The following is a 13260-nucleotide window of genomic DNA, read 5'->3' as shown; positions in this document are numbered from 1 at the left end:
TAGCAAAAGCGGAACGAGGAATTAACGGCAATCCAGTCAGGGAATAGTAAAGTGAAGACAAGCGAATGACTTCCCGGAGATTAATTATGGCAAGAACCGCAGCGGCGCTGCATATCCTCGTCAGGACCGAAAAGCTGGCGCTGGAGATCATGCAAAAACTCGAGCGCGGCGTCAGTTTTGATACCCTGGCGAAACGCTACTCCAGCTGTCCCTCCGGGCGCAACGGCGGCAATCTGGGCGAGTTCAGTAAAGGCGCGATGGTTGCCCCCTTTGACCAGGCGGTGTTCAGCTGCCCGCTGTTGAAACCGTTCGGGCCGGTGAAAACAAAATTCGGCTATCACATCATTAAGGTGTTGTATCGCCATTAAGGATCGCTACTATAGCCGCCGTAATCCCTATGACTTAAGGCACCCACATGGCTAAAACAGCAGCAGCACTGCACATTCTGGTTAAAGAAGAAAAACTGGCTCTGGATCTGCTGGAGCAGATTAAAAACGGCGGCGATTTTGAAAAGCTGGCGAAGAAGCACTCCATTTGCCCGTCAGGCAAAAAAGGCGGCCATTTAGGCGAGTTCCGCCAGGGCCAGATGGTCCCGGCATTCGATAAAGTGGTGTTCTCCTGCCCGGTGCTGGAGCCGACCGGCCCGCTGCACACGCAGTTCGGTTATCACATCATCAAGGTGCTGTACCGTAACTAATAAAAAAGCCCGGTGGAAATTTCACCGGGCTTTTTTATATGGAAAGATTCCTCTGTGGATTTCAACTTGCCAGCAAGCGGCAAGTTGAAAGACGACGAGGAATTAGCCTGCAACGGCGATGCGTTTCATATCCGTCATATACCCGCGCAGTTTCTGGCCTACCGCTTCAATCGCATGGCTGCGGATCGCGTCATTCACGTCACGCAGTTGCGCGTTATCCACCGCGCTGCCTTCTACCGCTTTGCCCAGATCACCCGGCTGCAGCGTGGTCATAAATTCTTTCAGCAACGGCACGCAGGCGTAAGAGAACAGGTAGTTACCGTACTCAGCGGTATCGGAGATGACGACGTTCATTTCATACAGACGCTTACGGGCGATGGTATTCGCGATCAGCGGCAACTCGTGCAGTGATTCATAGTATGCAGACTCTTCGATAATGCCGGAATCCACCATGGTTTCAAACGCCAGCTCAACACCCGCTTTCACCATCGCGATCATCAGCACGCCTTTATCGAAGTACTCCTGCTCGCTGATTTTGCCTTCGTACTGCGGCGCGGTTTCGAAGGCAGTTTTGCCGGTCTCTTCACGCCAGGTCAGCAGATTCTTATCGTCGTTGGCCCAGTCCGCCATCATGCCGGAGGAGAACTCGCCGGAGATGATGTCGTCCATGTGTTTCTGAAACAGCGGCGCCATAATTTCTTTCAGCTGTTCAGACAGCGCATAAGCGCGCAGTTTCGCCGGGTTAGACAGGCGATCCATCATCAGGGTGATACCGCCCTGCTTCAGCGCTTCGGTGATGGTTTCCCAGCCGAACTGAATCAGTTTTTCAGCGTATGCCGGGTCGGTGCCTTCTTCCACCAGCTTGTCAAAGCACAGCAGAGAGCCAGCCTGCAGCATACCGCACAGAATGGTCTGCTCGCCCATCAGGTCAGATTTCACTTCCGCTACGAAGGAGGATTCCAGCACGCCCGCGCGGTGACCGCCGGTGGCCGCAGCCCAGGCTTTAGCAATTGCCATGCCTTCGCCTTTCGGATCGTTTTCCGGGTGAACCGCGATAAGCGTCGGTACGCCGAAACCCCGTTTGTACTCTTCACGGACTTCGGTGCCCGGGCACTTCGGCGCAACCATCACCACGGTGATGTCTTTACGGATCTGCTCGCCCACTTCAACGATGTTGAAACCGTGAGAGTAGCCCAGCGCCGCGCCGTCTTTCATCAGCGGCTGAACGGAACGCACTACGTCGGAGTGTTGTTTGTCCGGCGTCAGGTTAACGACCAGGTCCGCCTGCGGGATCAGCTCTTCATAAGTGCCTACCGCAAAACCGTTTTCAGTGGCTTTACGCCATGAAGCGCGTTTTTCCGCGATAGCTTCTTTACGCAGGGCGTAGGCGATATTCAGACCGGAGTCGCGCATGTTCAGGCCCTGGTTGAGACCCTGCGCGCCACAACCGACGATGACCACTTTTTTACCCTGAAGATAGCTTGCGCCATCGGCAAATTCGTCGCGGCCCATAAAGCGACATTTACCCAGTTGCGCCAGCTGCTGGCGCAGGTTCAGTGTGTTGAAATAGTTAGCCATGATGAAACCTCGTGATGTTGTGGTGCTTATTGTTCGGTTCGCTATCGAGCGAGAATGTACCCACATTACAACAGGAAATTTATTGCGGAAATTGATATATTCACAACGTCACATTGCAATTTCTGCAACGTCAAACCGGGAGTGCCGCCTGTGGATTTACGCGATCTTAAAACCTTCCTGCATCTGGCGGAAAACCGCCATTTTGGACGCAGCGCGCGGGCGATGCACGTCAGCCCTTCCACGCTCTCCCGGCAGATCCAGCGGCTGGAAGAGGATCTCGGCCAGGCGCTGTTTGTGCGCGATAACCGTACGGTGACGTTAACCGAAGCCGGAGAATCGCTGCGCGTCTTCGCCCAGCAGACGCTGCTGCAGTACCAGCAACTGCGCCACACTATCGATCAGCAAGGTCCGTCGCTCTCCGGCGAGCTGCATATTTTCTGCTCGGTCACCGCCGCGTATAGCCATCTGCCGCCGATCCTGGACCTCTTTCGCGCCGAACATCCTTCTGTGGAAATTAAGCTCACCACCGGCGATGCCGCCGACGCGATGGAAAAAGTGGTCACGGGCGAAGCAGATTTAGCGATTGCCGGCAAGCCGGAAACCTTGCCCGCCGCGGTGGCGTTCTCCATGCTGGAAAATCTGGCAGTGGTGCTGATCGCTCCGGCGCTGCCCTGCCCGGTGCGCAACCAGGTGTCGGTAGATGATCCCGACTGGTCGACGGTGCCGTTTATTATGGCCGATCAGGGGCCGGTGCGCCGCCGCATCGAACTCTGGTTCCGCCGTCAGAAAATCAGCAATCCGTCGATTTATGCCACCGTCGGCGGGCATGAAGCGATGGTGTCAATGGTGGCGCTCGGCTGCGGCGTGGCGCTGCTCCCGGAAGTGGTTTTAGAAAACAGCCCGGAACCGGTGCGTAACCGCGTGATGATTCTGGAACGTAGCGACGAGAAAACGCCGTTTGAGCTTGGCGTCTGCGCACAAAAAAAGCGGCTGCATGAGCCGCTTATTGATGCATTCTGGACGCTATTGCCGAATCACTAACCCGCCAGGAAGAAACGGAAAGCCGGGTTATTTGATTCATCGTGGCAGTCATAGCCCAGTTCATTGAGCCGGGTTTCGAAATCCGGCTCGTGATCGCCCAGCTCAAACGCGGCCAGCACGCGGCCATAGTCGGTGCCGTGGCTGCGGTAGTGAAACAGCGAAATATTCCAGTGGGTGCCGAGGGTTTGTAAGAACTTCAGCAACGCGCCCGGCGATTCCGGGAATTCAAAACTGTATAGCCGCTCATGAAGCGGGCGCGATGGCCGTCCGCCGACCATGTAGCGCACGTGCAGTTTCGCCATTTCATCATCAGAGAGATCCACGACGGCATAGCCGCCGTCAGCCAGCATAGCGAGGATCTCTTTGCGCTCTTCCAGGCCGCGATTCAGGCGCACGCCCACGAAAATGCAGGCGTCTCTGGCATCCGCGAAACGGTAGTTAAACTCCGTAACCGAACGGCCACCCAGCAGTTGGCAGAATTTCAGGAAGCTGCCCTTCTCTTCCGGAATCGTCACCGCCAGCAGGGCTTCGCGCTGTTCGCCCAGCTCACAGCGTTCGGAAACGTAGCGCAAGCCGTGGAAGTTGACGTTCGCGCCAGACAGCACGTGCGCCAGACGCTCGCCGTGAATGTTGTGCTGCTGGATATACTTTTTCATGCCCGCCAGCGCCAGCGCGCCAGACGGCTCCGCCACAGCGCGCACGTCCTCAAACAGGTCTTTCATCGCCGCGCAGATCGCGTCGCTGTCTACCGTCACGATGTCATCCAGATACGCCTGGCAGACCCGGAAGGTTTCATCGCCGATGCGCTTCACCGCCACGCCTTCGGCGAACAGCCCAACCCGCGGCAAATCGACCGGCTTACCGGCATCCAGCGCAGCTTTCAGGCAGGCGGAGTCTTCCGCTTCCACCGCGATCACTTTGATCTGCGGCATCAGTTGTTTGATCAACACCGCCACGCCCGCCGCCAGGCCGCCGCCGCCCACCGGAACAAATACCCGGTCAATATGCGCGTCCTGCTGGAGCAGCTCCAGCGCCAGCGTGCCCTGCCCGGCGATGACTGCCGGATGGTCGAACGGCGGCACATAGGTGAATCCCTGCTGGGTAGACAACTCAATCGCTTTGGCTTTGGCTTCGTCGAAATTCGCGCCGTGCAGCAGCACTTCACCGCCGAAACCGCGCACCGCGTCCACTTTAATATCCGCAGTGCTCACCGGCATCACAATCAGCGACTTTAGCCCCAGACGTGACGAGGAGAGCGCGACGCCCTGGGCATGGTTGCCAGCAGATGCCGTGACCACGCCGCGAGATTTCTGCTCGTCGGTAAGATTCGCCATCATGGCGTACGCGCCGCGCAGCTTAAAGCTGTGAACCGGCTGGCGGTCTTCCCGCTTCACCAGAATCACGTTGCCCAGCCGGGATGACAGTTTTTCCATCTTTTGCAACGGGGTAACCTGCGCCACTTCATAAACCGGCGAACGTAGCACCGCGCGTAGATACTCCGCCCCGCAGGGGGCGGCAGGTAGGGGTTGGACGTCAGCCATGATTAGCCCCCGAGTTTTGATTTATCGCGCACCGCGCCTTTATCCGCGCTGGTGGCCAGGCTTGCGTAGGCACGCAGGGCGAAGGAAACCTGACGTTCGCGGTTACGCGGCGTCCAGGCCTGCTCGCCGCGCGCTTCCTGGGCTTCACGGCGGGCAGCCAGATCGCGGTCGCTGACCTGCAACTGGATATCGCGGTTCGGGATGTCGATGGCAATCAGATCGCCGTCTTCAATCAGGCCGATCGCACCGCCGCTGGCCGCTTCCGGGGAAACGTGGCCGATAGACAGCCCGGACGTCCCACCCGAAAAACGCCCATCGGTGATCAGCGCACAGGCTTTGCCGAGACCCATGGATTTCAGGAAGGTGGTCGGATAGAGCATCTCCTGCATACCCGGCCCGCCTTTCGGCCCTTCGTAGCGGATAACGACCACGTCGCCCGCCACCACTTTGCCGCCGAGGATCGCTTCTACCGCGTCATCCTGGCTTTCATAAACTTTTGCCGGGCCGGTGAATTTGAGGATGCTGTCGTCCACGCCTGCGGTTTTCACGATGCAGCCGTTTTCAGCAAAGTTGCCGTACAGCACCGCCAGACCGCCGTCCTGGCTATAGGCGTGCTCCAGCGACCGGATGCAGCCGTCCTGACGGTCGGTATCCAGTGAATCCCAACGGCAGGACTGGGAGAACGCCTGGGTGGTGCGGATGCCCGCCGGACCTGCGGAGAACATGCTTTTTACCGCATCGTCTTTGGTCAGCATGATGTCGTAGCGATCGAGGGTTTCCGGCAGGGTCAGCCCCAGTACGTTAAAGACGTCGCGATTCAACAGGCCGGCGCGGTCGAGTTCACCCAGGATCCCCAGCACGCCACCCGCACGGTGTACGTCTTCCATATGGTATTTCTGTGTACTCGGCGCGACCTTACACAGCTGCGGCACTTTGCGCGACAGCTTATCGATATCGCTCATGGTGAAGTCAATTTCGGCTTCCTGCGCCGCCGCCAGCAGGTGCAGTACCGTGTTAGTGGAGCCGCCCATGGCGATATCCAGCGTCATGGCGTTTTCAAATGCGGCTTTGTTGGCGATGTTGCGCGGCAGCGCGCGGGCATCGTCCTGCTCGTAATAGCGTTTGGTTAATTCAACGATGCGTTTACCGGCGCTCAGGAACAGCTCTTTGCGATCGGAGTGGGTCGCCAGCAGCGAGCCGTTGCCCGGTTGCGACAGGCCCAGCGCCTCGGTCAGGCAGTTCATGGAGTTAGCGGTGAACATACCGGAACAGGAGCCGCAGGTCGGGCACGCCGAGCGCTCAACCTGCTCGCTCTGTTCGTTGCTGACTTTCGGGTCTGCGCCCTGGATCATGGCGTCGACCAGATCCAGCTTGATGATTTTGTCGGAGAGCTTGGTTTTACCCGCTTCCATCGGCCCGCCGGAAACGAAGATCACCGGGATATTCAGGCGCAGCGAGGCCATCAGCATCCCCGGGGTGATTTTATCGCAGTTGGAAATGCACACCATCGCATCGGCACAGTGAGCATTCACCATGTACTCCACCGAGTCGGCAATCAGTTCGCGGGACGGCAGTGAATAAAGCATGCCGCCGTGGCCCATGGCGATGCCATCATCCACGGCAATGGTATTAAACTCTTTTGCTACGCCGCCTGCGGCTTCGATTTGCTCGGCAACCAGTTTGCCTAAATCGCGCAGGTGCACGTGGCCCGGCACGAACTGGGTAAACGAGTTCACCACCGCGATAATCGGCTTACCGAAGTCAGCGTCGGTCATGCCGGTGGCGCGCCATAATGCGCGGGCACCCGCCATATTGCGGCCATGGGTGGTGGTGGCGGAACGGTACTTAGGCATGCTTTAGTTACTCCCATCTGTGTCTGTTAAATGGGACGGTGCAAGCCGTCCCATTTTTTTATGAATTTACCTGATCCAACCAGCCCCATTTATCTTCGGTTTCACCGGTGAAGAGGCCAAAGAATGCTTGCTGAATACGTTTGGTCACCGGGCCGCAGCGGCCTTCGCCGACCTGGATGCCGTCCACGCTGCGTACCGGCGTGATTTCGGCAGCGGTGCCGGACATGAAGACTTCATCGGCCAGGTATAGCGATTCGCGGGATAGCACCTGCTCGCGCACTTCGATACCCAGATCTTGCGCCAGCTTGATGATCGCATCACGGGTGATGCCCGGCAGCGCAGAAGAGGTGAACGGCGGAGTAAACAGAATGCCGTCTTTTACTTCAAACAGGTTTTCGCCTGCGCCTTCGGAGATATATCCATTCACATCCAGCGCGATACCTTCCTGATAACCGTGGCGACGCGCTTCGCTGCCGACCAGCAGAGAGGAAAGATAGTTGCCGCCCGCTTTCGCGGCGGTCGGGATGGTGTTCGGCGCAACGCGGTTCCAGGAAGAGACCATCGCGTCGATACCCTGCTCCAGGGCTTCAGCGCCCAGATACGCGCCCCACGGGAACGCGGCGATAATTACGTCGGTGGTGTAGCCCGGAGGCGGGTTCACCCCCATACCCACATCGCCAACAAACACCAGCGGACGAATGTAAGCACTGACCAGATTGTTTTTGCGGATCACCTGGCGGCACGCTTCCATCAGCTCGTCCACGCTCTGCGTGACCGGAAAGCGATAGATTTTTGCCGAGTCACGCAGACGCTGCATGTGCTCGCGATGACGAAAAACTACCGGGCCTTTATGGGAGTCGTAGCAACGGATGCCTTCAAAGACTGACGTACCATAGTGCAGCGCGTGAGACATTACGTGAACCTTCGCCTCGCCCCACGGAACCATCTCACCGTTGAACCAGATATAATCAGCTTTCTTCGTCGTCATTTTTGTTCCTTTGCGCTTATGCGCGAATTTGTTGTGATAATGAGTGATGTGTTTCTTGTTGGATCTCGACGTAAGCGACATCGACCAGCTTACTAAGCTGACTAAACAGTAATTCGACTGGGCGAAGGCTGGCAACGGTCAATTCAATATTTATATTTTCGGCGTTGCCTGCCGTCGCCATGTTCATTGCGCAGATCTCGAAACCGCGATGGCGAACCACGCGGATCACGCGCTCCAGCGTCTCTGGACGAAAACGCGCCTGTACCGCCAGTTGATGTTGCATCATGATAATTTCTCCAGCATTTGTGAGTTACTGGCACCCGGCGGTACCAGCGGCCAGACGTTTTCCAGTTCATCGATTGAGACGTGAAGCAGATACGGCCCTTCGCTGGTCAACATTTCGTTAAGCGCGGCCTCTACCTGGTCTTTGCGGGTGATATGCTGGCCAGCAATGCCGAAGGCACGGGCCAACATCAAAAAATCGGGATTATCGGTCAGGGTGGTTTCACTGTAACGCTCGGCGAAGAACAACTGCTGCCACTGGCGAACCATGCCTAAACGCTGGTTATCCAGTAACACGATTTTCAACGGCAGCTGCTTTCGCTTCACTGTGCCCAGCTCCTGAACGTTCATCATGAACGATCCGTCACCCGATACGCAGATCACCATATCGTCAGGACGCGCCACCTGCGCGCCGACTGCAGCCGGCAAGCCGAATCCCATCGTGCCCAGACCACTTGAAGTGATGAAATTTTCCGGGCGGCTAAAGGACATATGCTGCGCGGCCCACATCTGGTGCTGACCGACGTCGGTGGTGACTACGCAGTCATGTGGTTTGCGCTCGGAGAGTTGTTTTAACAGCAGCGGCGCGTAGATGGCCTCGCCGGGATGATCGTAACGCCAGGCATGCTCCGCGCACAGCGCACTGACCTCTTCACGCCAGGCATCAATAGCTAACGGTTTTTGCAAAGCAGGCAGTAAGTGATTCAGCGAGCCCTGCAAAGCGACATGCGCCTGGCGCAGTTTGTTCATTTCCGCCGGGTCGATATCCATATGGATGACCTTCGCGTGCGGCGCAAAGGTGTTCAGTTTGCCGGTCACGCGATCATCGAAACGCGCACCTATGGCGATCAGCAGGTCACACTCCTGCACGGCAAGATTGGCCGCTTTAGTGCCGTGCATGCCCAGCATGCCTACATAGCCCGGATAATCGGCAGGCACCGCGCCGAGGCCTTTCAGCGTGACGGTGGCAGGCATTGCGGTGACAGCTAAAAATTCGCGTAACGCGGGAACGGCCTGCGCCATCCCGACCCCACCGCCCACATAAACCATCGGCTTTTTCGCCTGGTGCAACATGGCGCGCGCCTGTTCCAGTTCGGCATAAGGCAATTCAAAGGTGTCTTCAACCGTTGCCAGGTAGGGCTCGAGATCGCCGCTTGCGATTTGAATGTCTTTAGGGATATCAACCAGAACCGGGCCCGGGCGGCCTGAATTCGCGATTTCAAAGGCTTCAGCGATGACGTGAGGCAACGCTTCTAAGGATTCAACAAGGAAGCTGTGCTTGGTGCATGCCAGTGAAAGACCCAGCACATCTACCTCCTGAAACGCGTCGGTGCCAATCAGCGGGGAAGCGACCTGCCCGGTGATGGCCACAACGGGTACGGAATCCAGTAACGCATCCGCTAAACCGGTGATTAAGTTAGTCGCGCCAGGGCCAGAGGTGGCGATGCAAACGCCTGTTTTACCGGTTGAACGCGCATAGCCGATAGCGGCCATGGCGGCACCCTGCTCGTGGCGGCACAGTAAATGCTCGACGCCTCCGTCATATAACGCATCGTACACGGGCATTATCGCGCCACCGGGGTAGCCGAAAACCGTATCCACTCCCTGAGCCCGCAAAGCATGTACCACCCACTGAGCACCGTTCATAGTTATTCTTCCGTCGCAGAATGAGGCAAACAGGATTTTATGCTAGAACACATCATTTACCCCTCATCACTTTTCGTTAGCTAATAAAAAACCCCCGGACCTTTCGGTGCGGGGGTTCTCGTTGATTCAGGCTTGATTTTTAAGCCTTTCTTTCTCCAAGTGCAGCCCCGCACGGTGGGATAATAATCACCACCACGCTAATCACGACCAGGCTAATCACTCGTAGAAGGGCTGTCATTTTGGTTATTTCTTACATCGTAATCGAAGGAATACCTAAAGAGTTACCATAGAGCGGGCTCAACATACAACAAATTTTTACAGTCCTTTTTTTTACTTTTGCCTGGCATTATCAATAAGTATTTGTTTTTGATTATTAATATCCCAGATGAATTTTTTTCAGTAATGGCACATTCCGCACAGTATTTCGTCGGTTTTTGATTCTGCGGCTTCTCTTCCGCATTCAATGTCAAATATGAAAACTGCATAGAAATCCTGGAATGGCGCGCGTAAATTCAACCATCACGATTTTTACTCTTCCAGGCTGACTGACAAAATCTTCTCAATGGAGGGGTTATGTCGTTATCAGTTATCTATACACGTGCAGCATTAGGCGTCACCGCCCCGCTGGTGACGGTTGAAGTTCATATCAGCCAGGGATTGCCTGGACTCACCATTGTTGGGCTGCCGGAAACCACCGTGAAAGAGGCCAGAGATCGCGTGCGTAGCGCCTTGATCAACAGTGGTTACACTTTTCCGGCACGTAAGATCACTATCAACCTGGCCCCGGCAGATTTACCCAAGCAAGGGGGGCGATATGATTTACCTATTGCTATCGCGCTGTTGGCGGCGTCTGAGCAGCTTAACGCCCAAAACCTGACATGTTACGAGTTTGTTGGTGAACTCGCGCTTACAGGCGCGCTGAGAGGCGTTCCCGGCGCGATCTGTGCCGCAATGGAAGCGTTAAGCGCTGGCAGGAAGATTATTGTCTCACAGGATAATGCTGAGGAAGTCGGTCTGATTCAGGAAGAAGGCTGTTTGCTCGCTCAACATTTACAACAGGTATGTGCTTTTCTGGAGGGCAAGACTGAACTGGAGCCTCCTCATACAGTAGCCGTCGCTGCGCCATTGATAACAGATGATCTTAGTGAAGTCGTCGGTCAGCAGCAGGGTAAACGCGCATTAGAGATCACTGCTGCTGGCGGGCATAACTTACTATTTATCGGCCCTCCCGGCACAGGTAAAACCATGCTGGCCAGCCGACTTAATGGCTTACTGCCGATATTAAGCGATCGGGAGGCGCTGGAGAGCGCGGCCATCCATAGTCTGGTCAACCCGTTGACGATCCACCAACAGTGGCGTCAGCGTCCATTCCGGGCTCCTCATCACAGCGCATCGTTAACGGCGATGGTGGGTGGCGGCGCGATCCCATTACCTGGAGAAATTTCGCTGGCCCATAACGGAGTGCTTTTTCTTGATGAGTTGCCCGAATTTGAACGTCGCGTGCTGGACGCGCTCAGAGAACCGATTGAGTCCGGCATGATTCATATTTCACGGACGCGCGCTAAAGTCAGCTATCCAGCCCGGTTTCAGCTTATCGCTGCCATGAACCCCAGCCCAACGGGGCATTACCAGGGCAATCATAACCGCTGTACGCCGGAACAAACCTTACGCTATCTGGGGAGGCTATCAGGGCCATTTCTTGATCGGTTTGATATTTCGCTGGAAATTCCTCTGCCGCCGCCGGGTATGTTGAGTCAACGAAACTTATCATCAGAAAGCAGTTCCGTTGTACGAGCCCGGGTGCAACGCGTTCAGGAGCGGCAATATCAACGTCAGGGGAAGTTGAATGCGCAGTTGGATAACCATGGCATCAATGCCCATTGCGAACTATCCACGGAAGATGCCGCCTGGATGGAGGATATCCTAACCACGCTGGGTCTTTCGACACGCGCCTGGTTCAGACTGCTACGGGTTGCCAGGACAATCGCAGATATGTCTGCATCGCAGGATATTCTCCGCGAACATATTCTTGAAGCGTTGTCCTATCGCGCAATTGACAGGATGCTGGTGCATCTACAAAAGATGCTGGCGTAAAAAAGGGGCTTATCGCCCCTGTTTTTTAATCATCGCTCTCAGTGTAGTCTTCCACGCCTTCCATCTGCGGCTTGCCGCCTGACAGGGTATGGAAACGTTTTGGGCGTTTGATACGCGTCATGTACTTACTCCAAACACGCTCAGCTTCTGTTGCAGGCTCACGCTCGCCGCGGCAAACGGCGACGAATTGCTTCTCTTCGTCGGTCGCGGGTTCGCGTTTACCTAAATCCAGTTCGTTGAACGCATAACCACAACGCTCCAGCAGCTGCGCTTCTTTGATCGTGAAATCACCATGGCGAGAGAACCCGCGCGGATAATATTTATTGTCGAAAAATCGATTAGTCGTCGTAAAGCTTTCCGCCATCCTACACGCTCCTAATTCTCTTGGCCGAGCTATTTATGGCGCGGAGTATTAGTTACGCTTGACAGAGCGTCAAACAAAACATTTAAATCATAACGACAAAAAATTTTGCGGAGAGAGATGTGGATACTGACTTACTTAAAACCTTCCTCGAAGTCAGCCGAACTCGCCATTTTGGCCGCGCTGCGGAAGCGCTTTACCTGACACAATCGGCAGTGAGCTTTCGTATCCGCCAATTAGAAAATCAGTTAGGTGTGAATCTTTTTACCCGCCATCGGAACAATATCAGGCTGACCACCGCAGGGGAAAAATTACTGCCCTATGCCGAGAATTTGATGAGTACCTGGCAGGCGGCGAAAAAAGAAGTGGCATATACCACCCGGCATAATGAGTTATCGATTGGTGCCAGCGCGTCGTTATGGGAATGCATGCTGACCGACTGGCTGACGCGCCTGTACGGCACATACAGCAATCTCCAGTTCGAGGCCCGCATCGCGCAGCGTCAATCGCTGGTTAAGCAGTTGCATGAACGTCAGTTGGATCTACTCATTACTACAGAAGCGCCGAAAATGGATGAGTTTTCCAGCCAGTTGCTCGGCCATTTCTCACTGGCACTTTTTGCTTCTTCACCCGACAAAAAGCGCGCTGAATTAAGTTATCTACGATTGGAGTGGGGGCCTGATTTTCATCAGCACGAGGCAGGTCTGATTACGCAGGATGAGATCCCGTTTCTGACGACCAGTTCCGCTGAGATCACCCGCAAAATGCTACCGCAACTCAACGGTTGCACCTGGTTGCCTGTGACCTGGGCTGCGGATAAAAAAGATCTTTTTACGGTGGTAGATTCCACCACACTTTCTCGCCCGCTGTATGCTATCTGGTTGCAGAATAGCGATAAACAACAATGGATTAAAGAGTTGCTGAAATCGCCAGTCATTATCTGATTGGCCGAAAGGTTAATGATAATGGAGAGGAAAAAAAGCAAAAAAAAATCCTTAGCCGAAGCTAAGGATTATTACTGGCAGGGGCGGAGAGACTCGAACTCGCGACACCCGGTTTTGGAGACCGGTGCTCTACCAACTGAGCTACGCCCCTATATTTTTTATCACTAAGCCTGCTAAGTTAGCAGGCTTAATTTTTTTAATAAGTGGCGGAACGGACGGGACTCGAACCCGCGA

The 13260-nt window shown here is 55.4% G+C and carries 13 protein-coding genes and 1 tRNA gene; 5 read left to right on the top strand and 9 right to left on the bottom strand.

Annotation, left to right across the window (positions count from 1 at the left end; all coding sequences use genetic code 11):
- Window positions 1–86 precede the first annotated feature (86 nt).
- Complete coding sequence (ppiC, locus tag GV764_RS03310) at window positions 87–368, top strand: peptidylprolyl isomerase PpiC (protein WP_144133092.1); 282 nt, start codon at window positions 87–89, stop codon at window positions 366–368.
- Window positions 369–415: 47 nt separating this feature from the next.
- A complete protein-coding gene (ppiC, locus tag GV764_RS03305; protein ID WP_001140255.1) occupies window positions 416–697 on the top strand; it encodes a peptidylprolyl isomerase PpiC in 282 nt (93 codons plus the stop codon).
- A gap of 102 nt (window positions 698–799) precedes the next feature.
- Here ppiC (GV764_RS03305) and ilvC read toward each other — a convergent pair whose 3' ends face one another.
- Complete coding sequence (gene ilvC, locus GV764_RS03300; protein ID WP_161658971.1) at window positions 800–2275, bottom strand: ketol-acid reductoisomerase; 1476 nt, start codon at window positions 2273–2275, stop codon at window positions 800–802.
- Window positions 2276–2425: 150 nt separating this feature from the next.
- Between ilvC and ilvY the strand changes: the two genes are divergently transcribed.
- Window positions 2426–3316 (top strand): HTH-type transcriptional activator IlvY, encoded by an 891-nt coding sequence (ilvY, locus tag GV764_RS03295; RefSeq protein WP_161658970.1) that lies wholly within the window; start codon window positions 2426–2428, stop codon window positions 3314–3316.
- Here the strand turns inward: ilvY and ilvA are convergent.
- The 6 genes from ilvA to ilvL all read right to left on the bottom strand — a co-directional run bounded on the left by ilvA (window position 3313) and on the right by ilvL (window position 9865).
- On the bottom strand, window positions 3313–4857 hold the full coding sequence (gene ilvA, locus GV764_RS03290) for a threonine ammonia-lyase, biosynthetic (RefSeq protein ID WP_161658969.1): 1545 nt from the start codon (window positions 4855–4857) through the stop codon (window positions 3313–3315). The two genes, ilvY and ilvA, sit on opposite strands and share 4 nt — an antisense overlap.
- Before the next feature lie 2 nt (window positions 4858–4859).
- A complete protein-coding gene (ilvD, locus tag GV764_RS03285) occupies window positions 4860–6710 on the bottom strand; it encodes a dihydroxy-acid dehydratase (protein ID WP_161658968.1) in 1851 nt (616 codons plus the stop codon).
- A 58-nt stretch (window positions 6711–6768) separates the two neighbouring features.
- Window positions 6769–7698: a branched-chain amino acid transaminase gene (locus GV764_RS03280; protein WP_125295429.1), complete on the bottom strand. Its 930-nt coding sequence runs from the start codon at window positions 7696–7698 to the stop codon at window positions 6769–6771.
- Between the two features lie 16 nt (window positions 7699–7714).
- A complete protein-coding gene (gene ilvM / locus GV764_RS03275) occupies window positions 7715–7984 on the bottom strand; it encodes an acetolactate synthase 2 small subunit (RefSeq protein ID WP_161658967.1) in 270 nt (89 codons plus the stop codon).
- Window positions 7981–9627, bottom strand: a complete 1647-nt coding sequence (ilvG, locus tag GV764_RS03270) for an acetolactate synthase 2 catalytic subunit (RefSeq protein WP_161658966.1) — start codon at window positions 9625–9627, stop codon at window positions 7981–7983. The genes ilvM and ilvG overlap by 4 nt, the downstream gene beginning before the upstream one ends.
- Before the next feature lie 139 nt (window positions 9628–9766).
- On the bottom strand, window positions 9767–9865 hold the full coding sequence (gene ilvL / locus GV764_RS03265) for an ilv operon leader peptide (protein ID WP_071530467.1): 99 nt from the start codon (window positions 9863–9865) through the stop codon (window positions 9767–9769).
- Between the two features lie 335 nt (window positions 9866–10200).
- Here ilvL and GV764_RS03260 point away from each other — a divergent pair, with 335 nt between their 5' ends.
- A complete protein-coding gene (locus tag GV764_RS03260) occupies window positions 10201–11721 on the top strand; it encodes a YifB family Mg chelatase-like AAA ATPase (protein WP_161658965.1) in 1521 nt (506 codons plus the stop codon).
- 25 nt (window positions 11722–11746) lie between these two features.
- Here GV764_RS03260 and GV764_RS03255 read toward each other — a convergent pair whose 3' ends face one another.
- Window positions 11747–12085 (bottom strand): MaoP family protein, encoded by a 339-nt coding sequence (locus tag GV764_RS03255; protein WP_125295425.1) that lies wholly within the window; start codon window positions 12083–12085, stop codon window positions 11747–11749.
- A gap of 89 nt (window positions 12086–12174) precedes the next feature.
- On the opposite strand from GV764_RS03255, the gene hdfR reads away from it, so the two are divergent.
- Entirely contained in the window at window positions 12175–13026 is an 852-nt protein-coding gene (gene hdfR, locus GV764_RS03250; RefSeq protein WP_476561208.1) for an HTH-type transcriptional regulator HdfR, read from the top strand.
- Window positions 13027–13101: 75 nt separating this feature from the next.
- On the opposite strand, the gene GV764_RS03245 is transcribed toward hdfR, so the two are convergent.
- Window positions 13102–13177, bottom strand: a tRNA-Trp gene (locus GV764_RS03245).
- Between the last annotated feature and the right edge of the window lie 83 nt (window positions 13178–13260).

The sequence above is a fragment of the Atlantibacter hermannii genome, assembly GCF_009907385.1.
Classification (GTDB): Bacteria; Pseudomonadota; Gammaproteobacteria; order Enterobacterales; family Enterobacteriaceae; genus Atlantibacter; species Atlantibacter hermannii_A.
The sequence above is the reverse complement of the archived record's forward strand: the minus strand, read 5'-3'. Positions and strand labels throughout refer to the sequence as shown.